The organism is Actinokineospora baliensis (assembly GCF_016907695.1).
GTDB lineage: Bacteria > Actinomycetota > Actinomycetes > Mycobacteriales > Pseudonocardiaceae > Actinokineospora > Actinokineospora baliensis.
In genome coordinates this window covers 6,672,647-6,694,136 of the sequence record NZ_JAFBCK010000001.1, presented here as the reverse complement: position 1 = coordinate 6,694,136, position 21,490 = coordinate 6,672,647, and the positions used below count along the sequence as shown (strand labels likewise).

31 protein-coding genes are annotated in these 21,490 nt (G+C 70.2%); 13 read left to right on the top strand and 18 right to left on the bottom strand.

Annotated elements, in window-relative coordinates; translation table 11 throughout:
• Window positions 1-45: 45 nt before the first annotated feature.
• Entirely contained in the window at window positions 46-957 is a 912-nt protein-coding gene (locus tag JOD54_RS29645; protein WP_204455252.1) for a hypothetical protein, read from the top strand.
• Window positions 958-962: 5 nt separating this feature from the next.
• On the opposite strand, the gene JOD54_RS29640 is transcribed toward JOD54_RS29645, so the two are convergent.
• Entirely contained in the window at window positions 963-1,742 is a 780-nt protein-coding gene (locus JOD54_RS29640) for a carbon-nitrogen hydrolase family protein (protein WP_204455251.1), read from the bottom strand.
• Window positions 1,743-1,777: 35 nt separating this feature from the next.
• On the opposite strand from JOD54_RS29640, the gene JOD54_RS29635 reads away from it, so the two are divergent.
• From JOD54_RS29635 to JOD54_RS29610, 6 genes are all read left to right on the top strand, one after another.
• Window positions 1,778-3,271, top strand: a complete 1,494-nt coding sequence (locus tag JOD54_RS29635) for an ABC transporter substrate-binding protein (RefSeq protein WP_204455250.1) — start codon at window positions 1,778-1,780, stop codon at window positions 3,269-3,271.
• Complete coding sequence (locus JOD54_RS29630; protein ID WP_204455249.1) at window positions 3,256-4,437, top strand: aminotransferase class V-fold PLP-dependent enzyme; 1,182 nt, start codon at window positions 3,256-3,258, stop codon at window positions 4,435-4,437. The genes JOD54_RS29635 and JOD54_RS29630 overlap by 16 nt, the downstream gene beginning before the upstream one ends.
• Before the next feature lie 72 nt (window positions 4,438-4,509).
• Window positions 4,510-5,832 (top strand): histidinol dehydrogenase, encoded by a 1,323-nt coding sequence (gene hisD / locus JOD54_RS29625; protein ID WP_204455248.1) that lies wholly within the window; start codon window positions 4,510-4,512, stop codon window positions 5,830-5,832.
• The gene (locus JOD54_RS29620) at window positions 5,829-6,932 is read left to right on the top strand and encodes a histidinol-phosphate transaminase (RefSeq protein ID WP_204455247.1); all 1,104 of its coding nucleotides are present in this window, start codon (window positions 5,829-5,831) and stop codon (window positions 6,930-6,932) included. The genes hisD and JOD54_RS29620 overlap by 4 nt, the downstream gene beginning before the upstream one ends.
• Complete coding sequence (hisB, locus tag JOD54_RS29615) at window positions 6,929-7,531, top strand: imidazoleglycerol-phosphate dehydratase HisB (RefSeq protein WP_204455246.1); 603 nt, start codon at window positions 6,929-6,931, stop codon at window positions 7,529-7,531. The genes JOD54_RS29620 and hisB overlap by 4 nt, the downstream gene beginning before the upstream one ends.
• The gene (locus JOD54_RS29610) at window positions 7,531-7,686 is read left to right on the top strand and encodes a CG2302 family histidine operon protein (RefSeq protein WP_204455245.1); all 156 of its coding nucleotides are present in this window, start codon (window positions 7,531-7,533) and stop codon (window positions 7,684-7,686) included. The genes hisB and JOD54_RS29610 overlap by 1 nt, the downstream gene beginning before the upstream one ends.
• On the opposite strand, the gene soxR is transcribed toward JOD54_RS29610, so the two are convergent.
• Window positions 7,683-8,147, bottom strand: coding sequence for a redox-sensitive transcriptional activator SoxR (soxR, locus tag JOD54_RS29605; protein WP_204455244.1), 465 nt, complete (start codon window positions 8,145-8,147; stop codon window positions 7,683-7,685). The genes JOD54_RS29610 and soxR overlap by 4 nt on opposite strands.
• Before the next feature lie 10 nt (window positions 8,148-8,157).
• On the bottom strand, window positions 8,158-8,715 hold the full coding sequence (locus JOD54_RS29600; RefSeq protein ID WP_204455243.1) for an RNA 2'-phosphotransferase: 558 nt from the start codon (window positions 8,713-8,715) through the stop codon (window positions 8,158-8,160).
• Window positions 8,716-8,839: 124 nt separating this feature from the next.
• On the opposite strand from JOD54_RS29600, the gene JOD54_RS29595 reads away from it, so the two are divergent.
• Window positions 8,840-9,226: a hypothetical protein gene (locus JOD54_RS29595; RefSeq protein ID WP_307860384.1), complete on the top strand. Its 387-nt coding sequence runs from the start codon at window positions 8,840-8,842 to the stop codon at window positions 9,224-9,226.
• Window positions 9,223-9,771 (top strand): DUF3558 family protein, encoded by a 549-nt coding sequence (locus tag JOD54_RS29590; protein WP_307860382.1) that lies wholly within the window; start codon window positions 9,223-9,225, stop codon window positions 9,769-9,771. Before JOD54_RS29595 ends, JOD54_RS29590 begins: the two co-directional genes overlap by 4 nt.
• Before the next feature lie 10 nt (window positions 9,772-9,781).
• On the opposite strand, the gene JOD54_RS29585 is transcribed toward JOD54_RS29590, so the two are convergent.
• The 6 genes from JOD54_RS29585 to JOD54_RS29560 form a co-directional block, all read right to left on the bottom strand.
• A complete protein-coding gene (locus JOD54_RS29585; protein WP_204455241.1) occupies window positions 9,782-10,282 on the bottom strand; it encodes a hypothetical protein in 501 nt (166 codons plus the stop codon).
• Between the two features lie 206 nt (window positions 10,283-10,488).
• On the bottom strand, window positions 10,489-10,689 hold the full coding sequence (locus JOD54_RS29580; protein WP_204455240.1) for a DUF397 domain-containing protein: 201 nt from the start codon (window positions 10,687-10,689) through the stop codon (window positions 10,489-10,491).
• An 18-nt stretch (window positions 10,690-10,707) separates the two neighbouring features.
• A complete protein-coding gene (locus JOD54_RS29575; RefSeq protein ID WP_372440357.1) occupies window positions 10,708-10,887 on the bottom strand; it encodes a DUF397 domain-containing protein in 180 nt (59 codons plus the stop codon).
• Window positions 10,880-11,083, bottom strand: coding sequence for a DUF397 domain-containing protein (locus tag JOD54_RS29570; protein WP_204455239.1), 204 nt, complete (start codon window positions 11,081-11,083; stop codon window positions 10,880-10,882). The genes JOD54_RS29575 and JOD54_RS29570 overlap by 8 nt, the downstream gene beginning before the upstream one ends.
• A 19-nt stretch (window positions 11,084-11,102) precedes the next feature.
• A complete protein-coding gene (locus JOD54_RS29565) occupies window positions 11,103-11,288 on the bottom strand; it encodes a DUF397 domain-containing protein (RefSeq protein ID WP_204455238.1) in 186 nt (61 codons plus the stop codon).
• Window positions 11,289-12,161 carry a helix-turn-helix domain-containing protein gene (locus tag JOD54_RS29560; protein ID WP_204455237.1) on the bottom strand — a complete coding sequence of 291 codons (873 nt, stop codon included), beginning with the start codon at window positions 12,159-12,161 and terminating at the stop codon, window positions 11,289-11,291.
• A gap of 129 nt (window positions 12,162-12,290) precedes the next feature.
• Between JOD54_RS29560 and JOD54_RS29555 the strand changes: the two genes are divergently transcribed.
• A complete protein-coding gene (locus JOD54_RS29555) occupies window positions 12,291-12,575 on the top strand; it encodes a hypothetical protein (RefSeq protein WP_239573550.1) in 285 nt (94 codons plus the stop codon).
• 37 nt (window positions 12,576-12,612) lie between these two features.
• On the opposite strand, the gene JOD54_RS29550 is transcribed toward JOD54_RS29555, so the two are convergent.
• Window positions 12,613-12,867 (bottom strand): hypothetical protein, encoded by a 255-nt coding sequence (locus JOD54_RS29550; RefSeq protein WP_204455236.1) that lies wholly within the window; start codon window positions 12,865-12,867, stop codon window positions 12,613-12,615.
• Window positions 12,868-12,984: 117 nt separating this feature from the next.
• Between JOD54_RS29550 and hisH the strand changes: the two genes are divergently transcribed.
• Window positions 12,985-13,620 (top strand): imidazole glycerol phosphate synthase subunit HisH, encoded by a 636-nt coding sequence (hisH, locus tag JOD54_RS29545; RefSeq protein ID WP_204455235.1) that lies wholly within the window; start codon window positions 12,985-12,987, stop codon window positions 13,618-13,620.
• Between the two features lie 9 nt (window positions 13,621-13,629).
• Window positions 13,630-14,355 carry a bifunctional 1-(5-phosphoribosyl)-5-((5-phosphoribosylamino)methylideneamino)imidazole-4-carboxamide isomerase/phosphoribosylanthranilate isomerase PriA gene (priA, locus tag JOD54_RS29540; protein WP_204455234.1) on the top strand — a complete coding sequence of 242 codons (726 nt, stop codon included), beginning with the start codon at window positions 13,630-13,632 and terminating at the stop codon, window positions 14,353-14,355.
• Window positions 14,356-14,676: 321 nt separating this feature from the next.
• On the opposite strand, the gene JOD54_RS29535 is transcribed toward priA, so the two are convergent.
• The 4 genes from JOD54_RS29535 to JOD54_RS29520 all read right to left on the bottom strand — a co-directional run bounded on the left by JOD54_RS29535 (window position 14,677) and on the right by JOD54_RS29520 (window position 16,536).
• Window positions 14,677-14,910, bottom strand: coding sequence for a hypothetical protein (locus tag JOD54_RS29535; RefSeq protein ID WP_204455233.1), 234 nt, complete (start codon window positions 14,908-14,910; stop codon window positions 14,677-14,679).
• 431 nt (window positions 14,911-15,341) lie between these two features.
• Complete coding sequence (locus JOD54_RS29530) at window positions 15,342-15,722, bottom strand: PPOX class F420-dependent oxidoreductase (RefSeq protein WP_204455232.1); 381 nt, start codon at window positions 15,720-15,722, stop codon at window positions 15,342-15,344.
• Between the two features lie 11 nt (window positions 15,723-15,733).
• Window positions 15,734-16,210: an SRPBCC family protein gene (locus JOD54_RS29525; protein WP_204455231.1), complete on the bottom strand. Its 477-nt coding sequence runs from the start codon at window positions 16,208-16,210 to the stop codon at window positions 15,734-15,736.
• Window positions 16,207-16,536 (bottom strand): ArsR/SmtB family transcription factor, encoded by a 330-nt coding sequence (locus tag JOD54_RS29520; protein ID WP_204455230.1) that lies wholly within the window; start codon window positions 16,534-16,536, stop codon window positions 16,207-16,209. The genes JOD54_RS29525 and JOD54_RS29520 overlap by 4 nt, the downstream gene beginning before the upstream one ends.
• A 146-nt stretch (window positions 16,537-16,682) precedes the next feature.
• Here JOD54_RS29520 and JOD54_RS29515 point away from each other — a divergent pair, with 146 nt between their 5' ends.
• Window positions 16,683-18,329, top strand: coding sequence for an alkaline phosphatase D family protein (locus JOD54_RS29515; RefSeq protein ID WP_204455229.1), 1,647 nt, complete (start codon window positions 16,683-16,685; stop codon window positions 18,327-18,329).
• 25 nt (window positions 18,330-18,354) lie between these two features.
• Here JOD54_RS29515 and JOD54_RS29510 read toward each other — a convergent pair whose 3' ends face one another.
• The 4 genes from JOD54_RS29510 to JOD54_RS29495 all read right to left on the bottom strand — a co-directional run bounded on the left by JOD54_RS29510 (window position 18,355) and on the right by JOD54_RS29495 (window position 21,477).
• Window positions 18,355-19,305, bottom strand: coding sequence for a hypothetical protein (locus JOD54_RS29510; RefSeq protein ID WP_204455228.1), 951 nt, complete (start codon window positions 19,303-19,305; stop codon window positions 18,355-18,357).
• A gap of 51 nt (window positions 19,306-19,356) precedes the next feature.
• Complete coding sequence (locus JOD54_RS29505; RefSeq protein ID WP_204455227.1) at window positions 19,357-19,938, bottom strand: S1 family peptidase; 582 nt, start codon at window positions 19,936-19,938, stop codon at window positions 19,357-19,359.
• A gap of 103 nt (window positions 19,939-20,041) precedes the next feature.
• Window positions 20,042-20,767, bottom strand: a complete 726-nt coding sequence (locus JOD54_RS29500; protein WP_204455226.1) for an ABC transporter permease — start codon at window positions 20,765-20,767, stop codon at window positions 20,042-20,044.
• Window positions 20,764-21,477, bottom strand: a complete 714-nt coding sequence (locus JOD54_RS29495) for an ABC transporter ATP-binding protein (protein WP_204455225.1) — start codon at window positions 21,475-21,477, stop codon at window positions 20,764-20,766. Before JOD54_RS29495 ends, JOD54_RS29500 begins: the two co-directional genes overlap by 4 nt.
• Between the last annotated feature and the right edge of the window lie 13 nt (window positions 21,478-21,490).

Genomic DNA, 21,490 nt, shown 5'->3' with positions numbered 1-21,490 from the left:
TTCGGGCTTGATGAGCGGGGCGAGCGTCCACTCGGGGGTATGCCGATGGGTGGGTTCGCGTGGTCGACGGACGGGCGGGTGGCCGTGGGTGTCGTTGCCCCTGATCCCGAGGTTCCGGCTGTCGCTGAGCTGGTCTCGTGGCAGCCGGAGAGCGGGGACCTCCGCCGTGTTCCCTGTCCGGGCTGTGCGGGCGCCGCGCTCACCGGGGACGAGGTGCGCACCATCAGCAGTCGGGTCGTGCACAGGTACGGCGTGCGTGACCTCGTGGAGCGGGGCACCATGCCGGTCTCGTTGGACTACCCGGCGGATTTGCCGCACTGGACGCCGGAGGAGATCGAGCGCTTGTTCCCGCCCGAGGTCATCGCGGCGACCGAGCACACGACGGTCGTCAAGTACTCGCCCGCGCCCGGGTCCCAAGGCGGGCCCGACGTCGCTGTTGGGTTCGGCGAGGACGGAAGAACCGCGTGGCGCTACGAGAGTGCGGGGACCATGCCGTTCAGTGACATCAGTGTCAACGAGGCAAAGGACTTGGTCGCGTTCAACGACGGGGCGCAATGGGGGTGCGATGACAGCAGCAGCCATCCGACCGTGCTCGACATCGACACCGGGTCCGCGCGGGCGATCCCGGGGTTGCCGGAGATCGATCCCGGGCACACCGGAGTCGCGGATGTGTGGTGGAACGGCGACGAGCTGGTGGTTCTCGTCCTGACGGCCAGGTGCGAGGGCGAGAGCGATCCGCGGGTGCTCACCCTCGGCGGCGAGAGTTGGCAGGTCCGCACAGCTGACAGTGACCGGGCCGCGAGGGTTCTCCCCTCCGGGGCGACTCTGCGCGCGTTCGCCGATGGGAGGGCGGTGCTCAAGCCCGCCGACGCTGGAGCCCCGCCCATCGAGCTGGGCGGAGGTGTCTACCGGCACTGGACCCCGATGCTGGCCGAGAGGGTTGGACTCCCGGCCTAGCCGGGTCAGAGGCGGCGGTTGGCCAGGACGGGGATGGCGGCTCGGGTGGTGGTGGCTTCGGCTGGGTCTATGTCGACCAGGATCACTCCGGTGTCGCCGGTGAGTTGGTCGGTGATCTCGCCTCGGGGGTTGGCCACGGTGCTGTAGCCGATGCCGAGGGGGGCGGTTCCCTCCACCTGTCCCGGATCCGCCTGTCCGGCTGCCAGGAGCCAGGAGGTGGAGTCCAGGGCGCGGGCGCGGACCAGCAGCTCCCACTGCTCCCGCTTGCCCGGTCCGGCCCCCCACGAGGCGCCCAGCAACGTCGCGGTGGCGCCCTTGTCGGCCAGGGCGCGGAAGAGTTCGGGGAAGCGGATGTCGTAGCAGGTGGCCAGGCCGAAGGTGGTGCCGTCGAGGTCGAAGGTGACGACGTCGGTGCCGGGGGCGACGGTGCGGGATTCCTGGAAGCCGAAGGCGTCGAAGAGGTGGATCTTGTCGTAGCCGAGGTGGTGGCCCTGGCCGGTGGCCAGCAGGGTGTTGAACACCCGGCCGTCGGGGGACGGGGTGAACATGCCCGCCACGACGACCACGCCCGCCTCGTCGGCGATCTGGCGGACGGCGGTGGCCCAGGGGCCGTCCAGGGGTTCGGCGACCGGGGCCAGCGGCACCGCGAAGTTGACCATCGTCGCCTCGGGGAACAGGACGACGCGGGCGCCCCGGGCGGCCGCCGCGGCGACCTGGGTGCGGACCTGGTCGAGGTTGGCCGCCGGGTCGGGGGTCGAGCTGATCTGGCACAGCGCTACGCGCACGGGGGCTCCCTCGGGGTGGACTAGTGTCGGTGCCTGTGTCGATCCTGCCTCGCCGAGTGGGTCTCGTCATCGTCGCCGGGGCACTTGCCACCGGTGTGGTGGCCTGCACCCCCGATCCCGCTCCGCCCGCATCAGGGGATCCGGCGGGGACTTCGCTGGTGATCGGGGTGGCGCACGAGCCGAAGTCGCTGGATCCGGCGGCCGGTTACGCCCTCTATGGCGCGGCGAAGATCTTCGACGGGCTTGTGGAGCACACGCCTAGTGGCACGGTGCGGCCCGCGTTGGCGGCTGTGCTGCCTGAGCCGAGCGCGGACGGCAGGTCGTGGACGGTGCGGCTGCGCGATGACGTCTCCTTCACCGATGGTGCCGCGCTCGACGCAGCGGCTGTGGCTGCGGTCTATAGGCGCGTGATTGACCCGGGTAGCGATCTGCGGAGCCGCTTCTGGATGGTCGACAAGGTCAACGTGGTTGACCCGCGCACCGTGCGGTTCGACCTCACCCAGCCTTACGCCGGTTTCCTGGACCTACTCGTCATGGGCATCCCAGCACCGACCAGCACAGCAACCAAGCCCATCGGCACCGGCCCCTACCAACTCGTCGACTGGCAGTCGGGTGCACGGCTGACTCTGACCGCGAACAAGGCCTACTACGGCGGCAGGCCTGCCATTACGAACGTGACGATCGAGTTCATCCAAGAAGACGAGTCCCGCGCCGAGCGCATGCGTGACGGCAAGCTTGACGGGGTGGAGCTACCGGCGCGGTTGACTCAGGAGTTCCGTCAGGCCAATGGGCTTACCGTCGTTGAGCAGCGCAGCGCGGATGTTCGCGCGGTCGCGTTCGACGACAAGGGTGTGACCGCCGACCCGGCTGTGCGGCTGGCTCTTAACCTCGCGGTCGATCGGCAGCAGATCGTCGACGAGGCTCTCGTCGGTAAGGGCACACCGTTGTCGCTACCGGTGCCGCCGGTGTTGGCCGAGTTCATCGAGCCTGGCGCGCACATCGACCATGACCTCGCTCGGGCTAAGAGCGTCCTGGACGCCGCTGGATGGGTTCCTGGTGCGGACGGCATAAGAGTCAAGGCGGGGGAGAGGGCCGAGTTCACCTTGGCCTACTCGATGTCCGACGTGATCGACCGTGAGCTGGCATCGGCGTTGACCAAGGCTGCCGCGGCTCTTGGCATCAAGGCCACCGCGGACCCTGCCGCCAAGGGCTCACCCGGCCTGATCTCTTACGGCGACCCGTTCGACCCCGATGCCGCCCTCTTCCCGCTGCTGCACCCCGCGGGCGGAGAAGCCGCAGCAGCGTTGGATGCCGCGCGCGCCACTACGGACCCGGCACAGCGCGCGGTCGCGTTCCGCGCCCTTCAGCGTGCTTACGCCACTACGCCAACCATGGTTGTCTTGGCAGTACCGACCCACACCTACGTACTGCGCGACAACTGGACCGGTTACACGTCGGTGGTGGACGCCACCGGCGCTGACTACACCTGGGGGCCGTGGTGGAACCTGCAAGCGTGGACGCCGAACTGATCCCGGTCGAACTGGCGCAGGCGGACACCCCCGCCGCCATCAACCAGGTCTTCCTCGACAGCGCGGGCTCGTCGCTCCCGCCGCGACCGGTGGTGGACGAGGTGGTCGCCCACCTGCGCCGCGAGGCCGAGGTCGGCGGCTACCGCGCCTTCGCCGAGCGGCTGGACGAGTTCGAGGCGGGCTACGGGCTCGCCGCCGAGCTCTTCGGGTGCGCCCCCGACGAGGTCGCCTTCACCGACAGCGCCAGCCGGTCCTGGCTGGCCCTGCTCGACGCGGTGCCGCTCGCCGCGGGCGACCGGATCCTCACCACCGAGGTCGAGTACGGCGGCAACGCCATCGCCCTGCTCAACCTGGCCAAGCGGGCGGGCGCGACCGTCGAGCTGGTGCCCTCCGGAGCCGACGGCCGCATCGACCTCCACGCCCTGCGCGACACCCTCGACGAGCGGGTCAAGCTCGTCTCCCTGGTGCACGTGCCCACCAACGGCGGCCTGGTCAGCCCGGTCGCGGACGCCGCCGCCGTCGCCAAGGACGCCGGGGCCCTGGTCCTGCTCGACGCCTGCCAGTCGATCGGGCAGATGCCGGTCACCTTCGCGGGCACCGGCGCCGACATGATCACCGGCACCGGCCGCAAGTGGCTGCGCGGCCCCCGCGGCACCGGCCTGCTCGCCGTCCGCCGATCGGTCCTCGACCGGCTCGAGCCCCGGCTCATCGACCTGCAAGGCGCCACCTGGACCGCCCCGGACGAGATCACCGTCCGCGCCGACGCCCGGGTGTTCGAGCTGTGGGAGAACTCGGTCGCCGAGCGGCTCGGCCTGCTCGCCGCCCTCCGCTACGCGCTCGACCTGGGGCTCGACCGCATCGCCGCGACCGTCACCGCCCGCGCCGACCGGCTCCGCACCGGCCTGGCCGCCCTGCCCAGGGTCACCGTGCACGACCTCGGCACCAGCCCGGCGGGCATCGTCAGCTTCACCGTCGACGGCGTGGCCCCTGACGCGGTCAAGGCCGCCCTCGCCGAGCGCGACGTCACCGTGACCGTCAGCCGGGTGACCTCCACGCGCTACGACATGACCCGGCGCGGCCTTGAGCAGGTCGTTCGCGCCTCACCGCACTACTTCGTCGCCGACGGGCAGGTCGACCGCACGGTGGACGCCGTCGCGAGGCTGTGACCTGCGGTACCGAAGTCCCCGCGGATACCGGGAGCGCATATTCTTGATGGGTCCCGTCGATGGAAGGACCCCATGCTCTCCCGTACCGACCTGCGTTCCGCCGTCCCGTCGCCCGCCGCGCTGCGCACCGCGCTGCCCCGGGCCGAGGTCGACGTGGACCAGGTGCTGCATCGGGTGCGGCCGATCGTCGACGACGTGCGGGCCCGGGGTGTCGAGGCCGTCCTCGAGTACACCGAGCGGTTCGACGGCGTCCGGCCCGCGGGGGTGCGGGTCCCGGTCGGCGAGCTGACCGCCGCGCTGGCCGAGCTCGACCCGGCCGTGCGCGCCGCGCTGGAGGAGTCGATCGCGCGGGCCAGGGTCGTGCACAGCGACCAGCGGCGCGCCGATGTCACCACCCAGGTCGTGCCCGGCGGCACCGTCACCGAGCGCTGGGTCCCAGTCGCCAGGGTCGGCCTCTACGCCCCCGGCGGGCTGGCGGTGTACCCGTCGAGCGTGGTCATGAACGTGGTGCCCGCCCAGGCCGCGGGGGTCGAGTCGCTGGTCGTGTGCTCGCCGCCGCAGGCGGACTTCGGCGGCAGACCGCACCCGACGATCCTGGCCGCCGCCGCGCTGCTGGGCGTCGACGAGGTGTGGGCGGTCGGCGGGGCGCAGGCGATGGCGCTGCTGGCCTACGGCGGCACCGACACCGACGGCGCCGAGCTCGCCCCGGTCGACACGATCACCGGCCCCGGCAACATCTACGTCACCGCGGCCAAGCGCCTGCTGCGCGGTCTCATCGGCATCGACTCCGAGGCCGGGCCGACCGAGATCGCCATCCTCGCCGACGCCGGTGCCGACCCGGTGCACGTGGCCGCCGACCTGATCAGCCAGGCCGAGCACGACCCGCTCGCGGCCAGCGTCCTGGTCACCGACTCGGTCGAGCTGGCCGACGCGGTTGACGCCGAACTCGTCCGCCAGGTCAAGGCGACCAAGCACAGCGACCGGGTCGCGACCGCGCTCACCGGTCCCCAGTCGGGCACCGTCCTGGTGTCCTCTGTGGACGACGGGCTGCGGGTCGTGGACGCCTACGCCGCCGAGCACCTCGAGATCCAGACCGCGAACGCGCGGGAGGTCGCCGCCAGGGTGCGCAACGCCGGAGCGATCTTCGTCGGCGCGTACGCCCCGGTCTCGCTCGGGGACTACTGCGCGGGCTCGAACCACGTGCTGCCAACGGGTGGCTGCGCGCGGCACTCCTCGGGGCTGTCGGTGCAGACGTTCCTGCGCGGCATCCACGTCGTCGACTACAGCGAGGACGCGCTGCGCGAGGTCGCCGGGCACGTCGTCGCGCTGGCCAACGCCGAAGACCTCCCCGCGCACGGCCAGGCCGTCACGGCACGCTTCCGGGACGACGCATGAGCGCCCCCGGAGAGCGCGCGGCTCTGTCAGACCTGCCGCTGCGCGAGGACTTGCGCGGACGTTCCCCTTATGGGGCACCGCAGTTGGATGTTCCGGTCCAGCTCAACACGAACGAGAACCCGTACCCGCCGCCGCCGGAGCTGATTGCCGACCTCACCGCCGCGGTCGCCGAGATCGCGGGAACGCTGCACCGGTACCCGGACCGCGACGCGGTGGACCTGCGCACCGACCTGGCCACGTACCTGACCGGGGCGACGGGCGCGCCGCTCACGGTCGCGAACCTGTGGGCCGCCAACGGGTCCAACGAGATCCTGCAGCAGATCCTGCAGGCCTTCGGCGGTCCCGGCCGCACCGCGCTGGGGTTCGAGCCGTCGTACTCGATGCACCCGATCATCGCCGCGGGCACCCGGACCGAATGGGCGCCGACACCGCGTCGCGCGGACTTCTCGCTTGACGTGGACGCCGCTGTCGCCGTGCTGGCCGAGCGGGCACCGGACGTGGTGTTCGTGACGAGTCCCAACAACCCGACCGGGCAGTCGATCCCGTTGGGGGACCTGCGGAAGCTGGTCGAGGCGACGTCCGGGATCGTGGTCGTCGACGAGGCGTACGCCGAGTTCTCCCCGCAGGAGAGCGCGGTGCACCTGATCGACGAGTTCCCCACCCGGGTCATCGTCAGCCGCACCATGAGCAAGGCGTTCGCGTTCGCGGGCGGCCGACTCGGCTACCTGGCCGCCGCCCCCGCCGTGGTCGACGCGTTGTTGTTGGTGCGCCTGCCGTACCACCTGTCGTCGCTGACCCAGGCCGCCGCGCGCGCGGCACTGCGGCACGCCTCGGGAACGCTTGCCTCGGTGCACGCCCTTGCCGCCCAGCGGGACCGGGTGGCCGGTGAGCTCGCGGGACTCGGTTTCGCCGTCGTGCCAAGCGATGCCAACTTCATCCTCTTCGGACCGTTCGCCGACCCGCGCGCGGCCTGGCAGTCCTATTTGGACCAGGGCGTGCTGGTCCGCGACGTCGGCATCCCCGGCCACCTGCGGGTGACGGTGGGAACCCCGGCCGAGAACGACGCGTTCTTGGCCGCCAGCAAGGAGATCGTGCGATGAGCAACCGCGTCGGCCGCGTCGAGCGGGTCACCAAGGAGTCCTCGGTCCTGGTCGAGGTCGACCTCGACGGCACCGGCGAGGTGGAGATCGACACCGGGGTGCCGTTCTACGACCACATGCTCACCGCGCTGGGCACGCACGGCGCGCTGGACCTGGTCGTGCGCGCCACCGGCGACACCCACATCGACGCGCACCACACCGTCGAGGACGTCGCCATCGTGCTCGGCCAGGCGCTGCGCGCGGCCTTCGGCGAGAAGAAGGGCATCCGCCGCTTCGGCGACGCCTGGATCCCGATGGACGAGACCCTCGCGCACGCCGCGGTGGACGTCTCCGGGCGCCCCTACTGCGTGCACACCGGCGAACCGGACGTCATGGTCGGCTTCACCGTCGGCGGCAACTACCCGACCGTGCTCAACCGGCACGTGTTCGAGTCCATCGCCTTCCACGCCCAGATCGCCCTGCACCTGCGGGTCATCCACGGCCGGGACCCGCACCACATCACCGAAGCCGAGTACAAGGCGTTCGCCAGGGCACTGCGCGCCGCCGCGGAGCCAGACCCGCGCATCGGCGGCGTCCCGTCCACCAAGGGTGTGCTGTAGTGCCGCGCGAAGTGGTGGTCGTGGCCCTCATCGCCCTGGCGGGCATCCTCGTCGGCGGCGTCTACACGACCTGGAAGAACAACTCCCGGGCGGCCGCCGCGGTGCTGGCGGTCCTGGCGCTATTGGCCCTCGGCGGGGCCATCGCCTGGTACTAGTCTATTCCGCCTTCACTGGCGGCCTTCAACCTCGGCGCGCCGGGTCCGAAGGCCGCCAAGCGGTCGTCGGTGTTGACCAGGTGGCACGACTTGAGCGACAGGCAGCCGCAGCCCACGCACGAGGTGAGGTTGTCGCGCAGCCGCTGCAGCGAGTCGATCCGCGCCTCCAGTTCGCTGCGCCACGACTTCGACAGCCGCGCCCAGTCCACCTTCGTCGGCGTCCGCCGCTCCGGCAACGTGTCCAGCGCGTCGTGGATCTCCTCCAGGCTCAGCCCGACCCGCTGCGCGGTGCGGATGAACGCCAGCCTGCGCAGGACGGCGCGCGGGTACCGCCGCTGGTTGCCCGCGGTCCGCTCGGCGAAGATCAGCCCCCGCTCCTCGTAGAACCGCAGCGCCGTGTGCGGGACCCCGCTGCGCTCGGCGACCTCGCCGATGGTCAGTGACTCGGGCAGTGTGGACACCCCGTCGACACTACCCGGCAGCTCCAGGTAGGTCGAGGTACTCCACCGGCACCCGCTCGGTCAACCACACGCCGTTGGCACTGATGAGGAACACGTACCCCGCCGCACCCATCCCCGCCGCGTCAACCCCGAGCACCACCGGCTTCCCCCGCCGCGCCCCCACATTCATGGCCGTCTCGACATTGGCGGACAGGTGCACGTGGTGCCGCTTCATCGGCCGCAACCCCTCAGCCCGGATCCCGCCCAAAGCCGCGGCGACGGTGCCGTGGTAGAGCACCGGGGGAGGAGTCGCCTCAGGCAACCCAAGCTCAACCGCGACGGTGTGCCCCTGACTGGCGCGGATGCGGGAGCCGGTGTCGTCGAACGCGAAGCGGGACTTGTTGTTCTCAGCCACCACTCGCTCCAGCGTCGCCCGGGACATCCTGGTGCCGTGCTCGGCCAGAGCCTTGAGCAGCTCATCAACGGCGATCCAACCGGCTGGGTCGAGGGTGACACCGATACTGCCGGGATCGTGCCGGAGAACCTTCGAAAGCCTCTTCGAGAGGCGAATCATCATCTTGTCTTCCATGTGGCGCTAGTACAGCACGCCCCCTCACCTCCCGACACCCCATTTGTGTTGCCGGTCTCCACGTTCGGAGTATCCGGGCTCGTTCGCGCGATGTGACTGGGGCAACCTGGTTACGGTCGTTGCCGTGAGTGAGTCGCCTCCGCCGGAAGCCCTCCCTGTGATCGGGGCGAGCATGGCCGCCTTCGCGGCGCTTGCCGCCCAGGGCTCCTTCGCCGTCAACAACCACGGCGGCCAGGCCCTGCTGAAGCCTATCCGTGAACTGGTGGCGTGGATCGACAGCGAGCGCGTCAACCTGGAGCTCCTGCGCCAGGAGGCGAAGCTGGGCACCTCGGCCAACGCCCAGGTGATGAAGCCCTACCTCCAGAAGGTCGCCAGCGATGACCAGGGTTTCTTGACCCAAGTGCTGAAGCTGAGGGAGTCGTTGCTCGACGCCGAGCAGGCCATTCTCCAGGCGATGGCAAGCTATGAGGCATCAGACGAGCAGTCCGCGCGCAGGCTGGGGGATGGGTGACGGGGTATCGGTTGAGGCGTTTGTGGCTTGGTTGGGTGTCGGGCGCGGTGATTCTGGCGGCCGGGTGTACCGCTAACACGCCGGGGACCGCAATCGAGGCGTCGACCTCCACCTCCCGGCCTACCGTGTCCGGTGACCCGAGCACTCCGCAGCCGGACGTGATCAAGGCGTGTGCATTGCTGTCGGGCTCGGATGCCCAGGCCCTGGGGATCACAGACGAGGGCAAGGCCACTGATACGGCGAGCAGGAGTTCGTGCCTGTGGCGGGTCGAGAAGCCCGTCATCGCCGACAGCTACTCGATCAGCGTGACCTTCTTCAAGGAACTCGCGGTCGGCGACCTGGTCACCAGCCAGGAGAAGTCTCCCGTGCGGATAGGCAAGCACAACGGCGTCAAAGCCCTGGGTGACTCGGACTCGGGGTGCATCGTCGCGCTAGAGGTGACGGTGTCGTCGCGGGTGGATGTTCGGGCTATTGGTGGGGATTCGGCGGGGTTGTGTGGAGTGGCGATGGGGGCGGCGGAGAGGGTTGAGGCTCGGTTGCCGTAGGTGAGGGGGGTTAGAGGCAACTGTCCCAGGGGCGGTCGGAGTGTTGGGCGTCGGTGGCGAAGATCGTGGCGACTCCGCGTTGGGACGAGGTGTCCCAGACCCACATCTGCCAGACGATGCCGTCGCGGGCGGTGCGGTGGAGCAGGATCTGGGTGCCGGAGTCCAATGCCCCGTCCCAGTTCGTCGCCAATAGTTCCACGCATCGCTGGAGGTCGGCCCAGTCCGTCGGGGCAAGCAGCCTCGCGTGGTTGGCGACGATGTGCCGCAGGCCCCACCGGTAGCCGGGGCCCAGTTGCTCCCCGCACTTGAGGCTCACGTCCATGGCGAGCCCGTCGGTGTCCGAGGCGGGGATGGTGAGCAGGGGATATCCCTTGGAACGGCCGGCGCAGGGGTCGACGTCCTGGGTGGTGGCGCCCGCTTGTGGGGTGAGGATGGCGAACAGGGACAGCAGCGTCGTCAGGCTGAGTGCTGCGCGGCGCATGGCACGTCGGGGCACGGAGTCTCCGATCACGGGGGCTGATTCCTTGCGGCACAAGGAAAGCAGCGGCCCCGTGGGGTGCGCATAGGTGATCTTCGCGTGTTCACCCGTCGAGGCAGGGGTGCTACACCGGCGGTCGTATCAGGGAGATGGGCGGGGTGTGCGGGAATGGGCTGTTCGGCGGAGCGGGTTCGCCTTGAAGTGGGCCGCCGCGCGGTGGGGACTGCGCGGCGGCGGGGTTAGGGGCGGGTGAAAGTGGTTGTGGGGAGGGTGGAAAGCCAGGCTGTGAGGGTGGGAGTGGGGAAGTGGAGGGGTGGGGTGTTGGGGGTCTTGCTGTCGCGGATGGCGATTGTTGCGGGGAAGTGGGCCAGTTCGACGCACTCGCCGCCGCCTTGGCCGCCGCCGCCGGAGAAGCTGCTTTTGCGCCAGTGGGTTGGCATGTATGGCTCCGTCTGGGGCTACTTGGGGGTGGTGATCAGGGCGGTGAGAGTGGTGGGGGAGATGTGGAGGTGGTTGTGGGGGGCTTTGCTGTCGCGGATGGCGACTGTGGTGGGGAAGTGGGCTAGTTCCACACAGTTGCCGCCGCCTTGGCCGCCGCCGCCGGAGTAGGAGCTCTTGCGCCAGTGAATGCTAGTCACGGCTGAAATTGTCCGCCTGGATGAAGGAAAGGCAAGCCGCCATGTCGGGGGTCGGGAAGCGCAGCGGCGGCTGGTGTGGGGCCTTGCTGTCGCGGATAGCGGTTGTTGCGCCGAAGCTGGCCACCTCGACGCAGTTGCCGCCGCCGATGTCGCCACCGCCGCCGGAGAAGCTGCTTTTGCGCCAGTGGGTTGGCATGGTTTGGCTCCTTGCCACGCTACTTGAGGGTGGTGATGAAGGCGGTGAGGGTGGTGGGGGAGACGTGGAGGGGTGGGGTGTGGGGGGCTTTGCTGTCGCGGATCGCGGCGGTGGTGGGGAAGTGGGCTAGCTCGACGCAGTCGCCGCCGCCTTGGCCGCCGCCGCCGGAGTAGGAGCTCTTGCGCCATCGGGGCTGGTTGGTCATCTACGCCTCCTGGATGTGTTGGGCGGCATCGGTTATGACTCTTGCCGACTCGGCCGCAGAGAGGGACTCGGCCATGAGCCTACCGAAGCGGAGGGTGTAGGCCCGGACTTCCTCTCGGTCCTCGATGTACACAGCCCGCAGCGGACCTTCTGCGTATCCCGTGTCGGGCACGGGGTCTGGGAGGGTGAGGATGGAGAACGGTCCTTCCAGCGCTGGGCTGGCGCCTGCTGACTTTGGCAGCACCTGAACGGTGATGTGAGATGCCTCTGCGGCTTCGACCAACCGGCGGAGTTGGTTTCGCATGATCCGCGCCGAGCCGACGGGGCGTTCCAGCACGCCCATGTCCAGGATCGCGTGGAGTTGGGCGGGATTCGACCGGTTGAGGATCTGTTGCCGGGCCATCCGAGCGGCGACTCGGTTCTCCACCTCTTCTTCGGACAATGAGGGGTGGATCCCGGTGATCAGGCTTCTGGCGTAGTCGGCTGTCTGCAGCAGCCCGGGAACCAGCAGCGTTTCGAACTGCCGTCGCCCCACCAGCGCGGCTTCCCAGTTCAAGACCGCGTGGAAGTCCTGCGGGAGGCTCTTGCGGATGTCGAGCATCCAGCCGCGCTGGTGGGCGGTGTTGGCCAGGTCGACCAACTCCTCGCGTAGTGCCGGGTCCGTGACCTGGTAGACGTCGAGGAGTTGTTCGACTTCGCGGGTCTTCACGCCTTGTTCGCGGTTCTCGATGCGGGAGAGCTTGGGGCGGGACCACTTGCCGGTGCCCTTGAGTCGCTCGATGACCTGGTCGTGGGTGAGGCCCGCGTGTTCGCGCAGCTCACGCAGCCTGTTCGACAGGTGCCAGCGCCGGACGGTGGCGTTGTCCTGACTCAAACCGATCAACCTCCGGGGTCGCACGATCGAGTGAATCAATGGACGTCCACTTCCTAAACTGGACGTCCAGATACACTCTAGACCTCGACCCGCGGCGATCGTGCCGCGTGGGTACTCGAGGAGGCACTGATGGTAGTCGTGGCTGGTAGTGGCGTTGTCGGCGAGGCGGAGTTCGGGGAGATCACCCGGGAGATCGTGCGGGACCAGGCGCCGCGGCTGTTCGCGGTCGTGCAGGAACTGGGCGAGCGGGTGGACCTGCGGATCGCCGCGTGGGGCATGGAGTTCGACGACCACGCGGCGGTGGTTAGCGAGGACGGGTCGACGCGGCTCAGCGTTCGGTCGGCGGAGCACGCGTTGCCGTTGTTCGGCGGGCGTGCGGAGGTCACGCCGCACGTGGTGTGGGTGGCCGACTGAGGCGACCGGTGCGCCGCTCGTCCGTCGGGCGGGCGGCCTAGCGGGTCGCGAGGCTGGTGGGCAGGTTCCAGCCTTCGAGGGCGAGGGCTTCGCGGGCGGTGCGCGGGGCGGGGATCTCTACCGGCTCCGGTGCGGGGAGGAAGAGCGCTGCGGCGAAGCCGATCCAGATCGCCGCCAGGGCGAGGGGCCACCAAACACCCTCAGCCAACGAGAGGTAGACATTCACGCCCGCGGCCACGGTGAGCACCGCGGCTAACGACCAGCGAACCGGCCTCCTGTCCAACCCCGCCATGGGTGCCTCCATCCCCAGAACCCACCAGACGTCAAGGGGTTACCCGGTGGCGGCGCCGCTCAACCGCGGTCGGATGTCACGGTTTTGTCACGGCGGGCGGCGACTACGCTGACCTGCGTGGCATCAGTCGTCGTGTTGGATTACGGGTCCGGGAACCTCCGATCGGCCGAGCGCGCGCTGCGCCGGGTGGGCGCCGAGGTCGAGGTGACCGGAGACTTCCAGACCGCGCTCGAGTGCGACGCGCTCGTGGTCCCCGGGGTCGGGGCGTACGCGGCGTGCATGGCGGGGCTGCTGGCGGTGCGCGGTGAGCGGATCATCGGCCGCAGGCTCGCGGGTGGGCGCCCGGTGCTGGGCATCTGCGTCGGCATGCAGATCCTGTTCGCGCAGGGCATCGAGCACGGCGTGCGGACCGAGGGGTGCGCGGAGTGGCCCGGGGTGATCGACCGGCTCGAGGCCGATGTCGTGCCGCACATGGGGTGGAACACCGTTCGGGCGCCGGAGAAGTCCGTGCTGTTCAACGGCATGGCGCCGGACACGCGGTTCTACTTCGTGCACTCCTACGCCGCCCGCACGTGGGAGCTCAACCCCGAGCCGCCGATGCCCGCGCCGCTGGTGACGTGGGCCACGCACGGCACCGATTTCGTCGCCGCGGCGGAGAACGGGCCGCTATCGGCGACCCAGTTCCACCCCGAGAAGTCCGGTGACGCGGGCGCGCAGCTGCTGGAGAACTGGCTCGCCGACGTCACCGGTTAGGCTGCCCGGGTGAGCTTCCAGTTGCTGCCCGCCGTCGACGTCTCCAACGGACAAGCCGTCCGCCTGACCCAGGGGGAGGCCGGGACCGAGACCGAGTACGGCTCCCCGTTGCAAGCCGCCCTCGCCTGGCAGGACGGCGGCGCCGAGTGGGTGCACCTGGTCGACCTCGACGCCGCGTTCGGGCGGGGTGACAACCGGGCGCTGGTGGCCGAGGTCGTCGGCACGCTGGACGTGAAGGTCGAGCTGTCCGGCGGCATCCGCGACGACGCCGGGCTCGAGGCCGCGCTGGCGACCGGGTGCGCGCGGGTCAACCTCGGCACCGCGGTCCTGGAGAACCCCGAGTGGTGCGCCCGCGCGATCGCCGCCCACGGCGACCGCATCGCCGTCGGCCTCGACGTCCGCATCGTCGACGGCCAACACCGCGTCGCCACCCGCGGCTGGACCAAGGACGGCGGCGACCTGTGGGAGGTCCTCGCGCGACTCGACCGCGACGGCTGCGCCCGCTACGTGGTGACCGACGTCAGCAAGGACGGCACGCTGCAGGGCCCGAACGTCGACCTGCTTCGGTCGGTGTGCGGCGAAACCCCGGCCCCGGTCGTCGCGTCGGGCGGTGTGTCCAGTGTGGACGACCTGATCGCGCTATCGCGGGTGTCCGGTGTGGAGGGTGCGATCATCGGCAAGGCCTTGTACAACGGGAACTTCACGCTGCCGGAGGCTCTGGCTGCGGTGCGGTGAGGGCTCTCGGCAAGATCATGTCGGCCTGAGTAGCCCCCGATATACAGCTTACCGGGAATGGCCGACGGGAACGGTCGTGCTGCGGGTGGGCTGTGGACAACTCGGGTGTCGGGTTGTCGAGGGGAGCGGGCGGGGGATCGGGTCGGTTGGCGCGGCCGCCAGGTCGCTCGGCGGCGGATTCTTTTGTGCCGAAAGGGTTTTGGGCGGGGTGCGGTGTTGTTGGCAAGATCGAATTGATCTGAGCAGCCCCCGATATACAGCTTACTGGGACTGGCCGACAGGATCGGGTGTGCGGCGGGCGGGCTGTGGACAACTCGGCGGCTAGCCGCCTCTGGGTCTGCGCTTCGCCTGTCTGGCATCGTGTTCGAGGAGCCAGCGGGCCGCGGCGCGTTCTTCCTGGTTGCCGCGCAGCGCCTGGTGGCGGGCGCGGTGCGTGTGGACCAGCCGCGACAGTGAGGTCAGCGCCCACAGCAGGACGGCGGCCAGGGCGGCGATCACGACCACCCAGGCGGGCAGGACGTTCTGCTGGATCCAGGTGAGCACGCTCGTGGGCACGGGGGCGACCTCCGTTGTCACGGGAATCGCCGGTGGGCTGATGCCGGGTACGGGTGGGAAGAGGCCATAAATCAAGCAGCCCGCAGAACCAGGGGTTCTACGGGCTGCTTTCTCGGAGCGTGCCATCCGAACGAGCTTGCTGGGAGCGGCCAACCGGGTGACGTTGAAGGATCGCGGTCTTCGTTGCGCACACGTAGCGGAAGTCGCAGGCCAGGTTGAGCTCCGCTGCGCTGGCCTCCAGTCGCCGGAGACCCTCCCCGTGTGGGCCCAGCCCCCACCACACCTCTTGGGGGGCGTCCCCGGTGCCAGTCTAGTCGGTGTGGGGGTGCGCGAAGGGGGTGGCGGAAAGCTGTGGATGGGTAGGGGGGTTGTGGACAACCGCGACCTGGGGAGGTGCGGGTGTCGAGGTGGAGGTTCGCTCGGACGGGCGGTTAGGAGGCGGGGGTGAGAGCTACGCCGACGGTGCCTTTGGTGCCTCGGCGGAGGCGGCTGCCGCCGACGGTGAGCCAGCCGAGGATGCCGTACTTGCGTTGGATGAGGCGGCGGACCCGCTCGGACTCGGGGTCGTCGAGGAGGCGGGCTGTGGCGGGCCTCGACTCGCCGAGTGGGGTGCCGCGCAGGTCGCAGGGGCCTACCTCGACTCGGGGGGTGTGGCGGAGGCGTTTGACCTTCCAGGAGTCGCGGACGGTCCAGAAGACCAGGTCTGGGCCGTCGGGGGCGACCCAGACCGGGGTGGGGACCGGGGTTCCGTCGCGCTTGAACGTGGTCACCAGCAGGTACTTGCCCTCGCCGAGGGCGGTCCACGCGTCCATGCCGACCAAGGTTAGCCGAGCGTGACCAGCAGTTCGGCGAGCCGCTCGTAGGAGTCGCGGACCCCGTGCTCCATGCCGCTGGCCAGGAACTCGTCGCGGCTCTCGACCGAGAAGCCGACGCTGAGGCCGTGGACGGTGGTCTTGCCGTCGACCTCGGTGAAGGTCACCCGCTCCAGGGCCACCTGCCCGGGCGCGCCCTCGAACTCGAAGGTCTGGACGAACCCGTCGGCCACCGACGGGGTGCCGTGGAAGGTGCCGCGGAAGTGGTACTCGCCGCCCGCGGGGTCGATGTGGGTGTAGCGGTAGCCGCCGCCGTGGCGCAGGTCCCAGTGGTCGACCTTCATGGTCAGCCTGCGCGGGCCGAGCCACCGCGCGACCAGGTCCGGGTCGGTGTAGGCGCGGAAGACCAGCTCGGCGGGGGCGTCGAACTCGCGGGTGATCTCGACGTAGGGGCTGCCGGGCTCGGCGGTGATCACGGTGTCGCTCATGTGTCCTTCTCCTGCAGTTCGGTGAGCAAGTCGTCGAGGCGGTCGTGGCTCTCGCGCCAGTACGCGCGGTAGTCGCCGAGCCACTCGCGGGCCGCGCGCAGCGGCTCGGCCCGCAGGTGGCTCAACCGGGCGGTCGCCCGCCGGGTCCTGGTGATCAGCCCGGCCTGTTCGAGCACCTTGAGGTGCTTGGACACCGCGGGCTGCGACATCGCGAACGGCTCGGCCAGTTCGGCCACCGTCGCCTCGCCGTCGCGCAACCGCGCCAGGATCGCCCGGCGCGTCGGGTCGGCGAGGGCGGCGAAGACCGCGCTGAGCTGGTCAACCATCCCCGATCCGCCTCCATAACCATCTCGTTCTGAAACCAACGAGTTAAGAATGCAGGCAGGGGCCGCGCGAGTCAAGGGCGAGTTCCGATGATGTTCACCCCGGCGGTAGGTGTGACACTTGCCTTGCCGGTGTATCACTGGCAGGCGTGACTCCCACTGAGCCCACCACGTCTCCGAACCGCCGCGTCTTCCTCAAGTCCTCCGCGATCGCCGGAGGCGCCCTGTTCATCCCCGCCGCCCTCGCAGGCACCGCGTCCGCCGCCGCCGTCCCCCAGTTCGCCCACGGCGTCGCCTCCGGTGACCCGCTGCCCGACGGCGTCCTGCTCTGGACCCGCGTCACCCCCACCCCCGAGGCCACCCCCGGCTCGGGCCTCGGCCCGACCGTCGAGGTCCGCTGGGAGGTGGCCACCGACGCCGCCTTCACCGGAGTCGTCCAGTCCGGCGCGGCCACCACCGGCCCCGACCGCGACCACACCGTCAAGGTCGCCGCCGCGGGCCTGGCCCCTGGCACCGCCTACTACTTCCGGTTCAGCCTCGACGGCGTGCGCTCGGCCACCGGCCGCACCCGCACCGCGCCCGCCGCCAACGCCGACGTCAGCAAGCTGCGCCTGGGCCTGGTGTCCTGCTCCAACTGGCAGGCGGGCTACTTCTCCGCCTACCGCCACCTCGCCGCCCGCGCCGACCTCGACGGCGTGCTGCACGTCGGCGACTACCTCTACGAGTACCAAGCGGGCGGCTACGGTGCGCGTGGCGTGACGATCCGCCCGCACGTGCCTGCCAACGAGATGCTGACCCTGTCGGACTACCGCCGCAGGCACGCCCAGTACAAGACCGACCCGGACCTGCAGGCGCTGCACGCGGCCCAGCCCTGGTTCATCACCTGGGACGACCACGAGTACGCCAACGACACCTGGTCCGGTGGCGCGGAGAACCACCAGCCCAACGAGGGCGACTGGAACGCGCGCAAAGCCGCCGCCCGGCAGGCGTACTTCGAGTGGATGCCGGTCCGCCAAGGCGCGGGCGGCGAGATCTACCGCCGTTTCCGCTGGGGCCGCCTCGCCGAACTGTCCCTTTTGGACCTGCGCAGCTACCGCTCCAAGCAGACCACCCCGTCCAACGGCGACCCCGGCGACCCGAACCGCACCATCACCGGCGACCCGCAGATGGCCTGGCTCAAGAGCGGGCTCTCGGGCACCGACGCCAAGTGGAAGCTGGTCGGCAACTCGGTGATGATCACCCCGATCTCGCTGGGCACCGTCGAGTCGAAGTTCCTGGAGTCGCTCGGTTCGCTGCTCGGCCTGCCGGTCGGCAGCGTCGCCGCCAACGCCGACGCCTGGGACGGCTACACCGCCGACCGCCAGGAGTTGCTCGGGCACCTGCGCGACAACCGGGTCAAGAACACCGTGTTCCTCACCGGCGACATCCACTCCTCCTGGGGCGCCGACGTGCCGATCGACCGGTCGAGCTACTGGTGGAACGGCAACTCCGTGGCCACCGAGTTCGTCACCACCTCGGTCACCAGCGACAACATCGACGACCTGCTCAAGGTCGACCCGCGCACCCTGTCGGTCGCCGCGGAGGCCGCGCTGCAGGTCGGCAACCTGCACGTGCGCTACGTGGAACTGGACTCGCACGGCTACTCGGTCGTCGACGTCAACCCGCAGCGCGTGCAGACCGACTGGTACTACGTGGCCGATCGGCTCAGCCCGACCTCCACCGTGAAGTACGCCAAGTCGTTGGCCACCGCCGACGGGTCGCAGAAGGTGAAGTCGGTCTCCGGTCCGGTCGCCTGATCACCGGTGGTGCCGCCTGCCCGGGTTACGCGGGCGGCACCACCGGCCACATCTGCTCGGCCATCTGGACGGCCTGGGCGCAGGTGGCGGCGGTGTCGCGGGTGCCGCGCAGGGTGAGCGCGAGCGAGGCGCTCTCCACCTGGCCGTCGGTCCGCCCGGCCGGGCGCCCGTTCGTCGACAGGATGCAGATCGAGTCGTTGCCGCTGGGGATGTCGAACTTCTCGGTTTGCCTGCCCGCCACCGTGATCATCGGGAACGGGGTGTGCAGCGACGGCGAGGTGAGCCCGAAGATCACGCGTGCCGTGCTCTGCGCGGAGTCCGACCACTCGCAGGTGTGCTTGGCGGGCCAGGACTTCCGGGTCGGGAACGCGGCGACCGCCGCGGGCGGTATGACCACGCACGGATCCAACGCCGCCATCGAGCCGGGCGCGAAAGTGCTGTGCTTGACCACCTTCGGGTTCTTCCGCAAGCGCTGCAACATCTTGTCGAAACCGGTGGCGATCTGCGGGCACACCACGGTTCCGCTGCCCTCGCCCGGCCGCAGCACGTGCACCGACAACGCGGTGCCGTCGCCGAGGTGCAGCAGCCTGCCGCACGGGGCCATCGGGCTGGAGTAGACCGACGTGGTGAAGCCGTCCTTCTCCTCCGGCGTGGACACCGCGGCGAACGCCTCGACCTTGTCGATCGCGCCGACGGTCACCGTCACCTGGCCGGTCCCGGTCGGCAGCGTCAGCGGGCACTCGTCCCACGACCCGGAGCCGATGATCTTCCCGCCGCCGAAGTCCGCCGGGTCGATCAGCGAGCACGGGTCCAACGTCGGGAGGTCACCGAGGATCTTCTTCACGTCCACCGGCGCTGGCTTGTAGTTCGGCACCGGTTTGGCGCGGTGCGGCGGTGGTGCGACCACTTGGGTGCAGCCGGACACCAACGCCAGCACCCCGACCGCGAGCGCGGCTAACCTACCTGGACGACCCATGACTGCCCCCGAATGATCTCGTGTCTCCACTCGGGACCGGATCGTAGGCGATCACCCGGTGTAGAGGACCAGACCATAGGCGCTCAGCACCTGGCGGATCGGCATGAAGTAGCTGGTGCCACCGGCAGAGCAGTTGCCGGAGCCGCCGACGACCACGCCCTGCGCCTGGCCGCCCGCCAGCACCGGGGCACCCGCGTCACCCGGCTCGACGCACATGCTCGTCCTGGTGAGACCGGTGACCGTCCCGCCGGGGTAGTTGACCGTCTGGTTCTTGGCCTGCACGGTTCCGCAGCGCCACCCGGTGGTCGGGCCGTAGCGGCACACCTGCGCGCCGATCGCGGCCTCGGTCGCGCCCTTCACCACGGTCGTCGACGCGGGACCGGTGCGCACCAACGGTGTCGACGTCGAGTCCGGTGGCGCGTCGACCACGCCGACCGGGCTCGTGGTGCCCGCGCACGCACCGGTGGTGATGATCTTGCGGGCGCCCGCGGTGGTGCGGGCGTTGAACCCGATCACGCAGACCTTGCCGCCGATCACCACCCGGTCGCCGCCGACCAGGACCTGCCCCGCCGACGCCGTCGGCGCGGTGAGGACGATGAACAGCCCAGCGCACAGCGCCGCCAGCAACCGCATGGGAGCCGCCTTCCCCGAGAGGACAACACCCGACGGTAGGCGGCGAACCGGACACACCGGAATCCGCTGATCGGCCTACCTTATTGCCGTTCAGGGCTGCCGTTCAGGCGCTCCTGTGGCGCAGCGTCGCCGCGCCGAGCGCCAGCGCCGCGAGCACGCACCCGGTCACCACGGCCAGGTCCACCGCCAGCGCCCCGGTGAACTCGGCGGAGCGGGTGACGTGGCTGAGCGCGTCGACCGCGTAGGACAGCGGCATCACGTCCGAGAGCCAGTTCAGCAACCAGCCCATCCGTTCGCGCGGCTGCAGCAACCCGCACAGCAGGAACTGGGGCAGCACGAACAGTGGCATGAACTGGATCGCCTGGAACTCGCTGGTCGCGAACGCGCTGACGAACAGGCCCAGTGCCATGCCGAGCAGCGCGTCGAGCACGGCGATCAGCAGCAGTGTCCACACCGAACCGACCACGTCGAGCCCCAGCCACAGCACGCTGACCGCCGTCGCGACCCCGACCTGTGCCGCGGCGATGAGGCCGAACGCGATGGCGTAGCCCAGGATCAGGTCCAGCTTGCCCATCGGCAGGGTCATCAGCCGCTCGAGGGTGGCGGTGGTGCGCTCGCGCAGCGTGGTCACCGACGCGACCAGGAACATGATCACGAACGGGAAGACGCCGAGCAGCGCGGGCGCCGTGCGGCTGAAGGCGTGCTCGTCGTTGAAGACGAACCGCAGCAGGGTGATCAGCAGGGTCGGCACCAGCAGCAGCATCACGATGGTGCGCGGGTCGTGGCGCAGTTGGGTCAGCACCCGCCGCGCCGTCACGGTCGCCCTCATGCCGCCGCCCTCGCCAACCGCAGGAACGCCTGCTCCAGGTCCGCCTGCCCGGTCTCGGCCCGCAGACCGTCGGGGGTGTCGTCGGCCAGGACCACGCCCTCGCGCAGGAACAGCAGCCGGTCGCAGCGCGCGGCCTCGTCCATGACGTGGCTGGAGACCACCAACGCCGTCCCGGCGGCGGCGAGCCGGTGGAACAGGTCCCACAGGTCCTCGCGCAGCACCGGGTCCAGACCCACCGTCGGCTCGTCGAGCACCAGCAATTCGGGGGAGCCGAGCAGGGCCACCGCCAGGCTCGCGCGCCCGCGCTGCCCACCGGAGAGGCTGCCGACCAGCTGGCCGCCCCGGTCGGCGAGGTCCACCTCGGCGAGCACCCGGTCGACGTCGGCCGCGGGGGCGCCGAGGACGGCGGCGAAGTAGCGCAGGCACTCGGCGACGGTCAGGTCCGCGTAGACGGCGGGGTTCTGGGTGGCGTAGCCGATGCGGGAGCGCAGGTCCGGGTGGCCCGCGGGCCTGCCCAGCACCTCGACGGTGCCCTCGGCGATCAGTTGCACGCCCACGATCGCGCGCATCAGGGTGGTCTTGCCGCAGCCACTGGGGCCGAGGAGCCCGGTGACCGAGCCGCGCGGGATCTCGAACCCCACGCCGCGCAGCACGTCCCGGCCACCGCGGACGACCCGCAGCCCGGAGACGGTGACAACAGAATTGGCCATGTGTTTAATTCTG

Coding starts and splice junctions, on each gene's coding strand:
- JOD54_RS29645 (WP_204455252.1), top strand. CDS start 46: ATGGGTGGGTTCGCGTGGTCGACGGACGGGCGGGTGGCCGTGGGTGTC.
- JOD54_RS29620 (WP_204455247.1), top strand. CDS start 5,829: ATGAGCGCCCCCGGAGAGCGCGCGGCTCTGTCAGACCTGCCGCTGCGC.
- JOD54_RS29565 (WP_204455238.1), bottom strand. CDS start 11,288: ATGACCAACCAGCCCCGATGGCGCAAGAGCTCCTACTCCGGCGGCGGC.
- JOD54_RS29525 (WP_204455231.1), bottom strand. CDS start 16,210: ATGAGCGACACCGTGATCACCGCCGAGCCCGGCAGCCCCTACGTCGAG.
- hisD (WP_204455248.1), top strand. CDS start 4,510: ATGCTCTCCCGTACCGACCTGCGTTCCGCCGTCCCGTCGCCCGCCGCG.
- JOD54_RS29510 (WP_204455228.1), bottom strand. CDS start 19,305: ATGGGTCGTCCAGGTAGGTTAGCCGCGCTCGCGGTCGGGGTGCTGGCG.
- JOD54_RS29580 (WP_204455240.1), bottom strand. CDS start 10,689: ATGCCAACCCACTGGCGCAAAAGCAGCTTCTCCGGCGGCGGCGGCCAA.
- JOD54_RS29555 (WP_239573550.1), top strand. CDS start 12,291: ATGGTAGTCGTGGCTGGTAGTGGCGTTGTCGGCGAGGCGGAGTTCGGG.
- JOD54_RS29520 (WP_204455230.1), bottom strand. CDS start 16,536: ATGGTTGACCAGCTCAGCGCGGTCTTCGCCGCCCTCGCCGACCCGACG.
- JOD54_RS29530 (WP_204455232.1), bottom strand. CDS start 15,722: ATGGACGCGTGGACCGCCCTCGGCGAGGGCAAGTACCTGCTGGTGACC.
- JOD54_RS29500 (WP_204455226.1), bottom strand. CDS start 20,767: ATGAGGGCGACCGTGACGGCGCGGCGGGTGCTGACCCAACTGCGCCAC.
- JOD54_RS29505 (WP_204455227.1), bottom strand. CDS start 19,938: ATGCGGTTGCTGGCGGCGCTGTGCGCTGGGCTGTTCATCGTCCTCACC.
- hisB (WP_204455246.1), top strand. CDS start 6,929: ATGAGCAACCGCGTCGGCCGCGTCGAGCGGGTCACCAAGGAGTCCTCG.
- JOD54_RS29570 (WP_204455239.1), bottom strand. CDS start 11,083: ATGCCAACCCACTGGCGCAAAAGCAGCTTCTCCGGCGGCGGTGGCGAC.
- JOD54_RS29600 (WP_204455243.1), bottom strand. CDS start 8,715: ATGGAAGACAAGATGATGATTCGCCTCTCGAAGAGGCTTTCGAAGGTT.
- JOD54_RS29495 (WP_204455225.1), bottom strand. CDS start 21,477: ATGGCCAATTCTGTTGTCACCGTCTCCGGGCTGCGGGTCGTCCGCGGT.
- JOD54_RS29550 (WP_204455236.1), bottom strand. CDS start 12,867: ATGGCGGGGTTGGACAGGAGGCCGGTTCGCTGGTCGTTAGCCGCGGTG.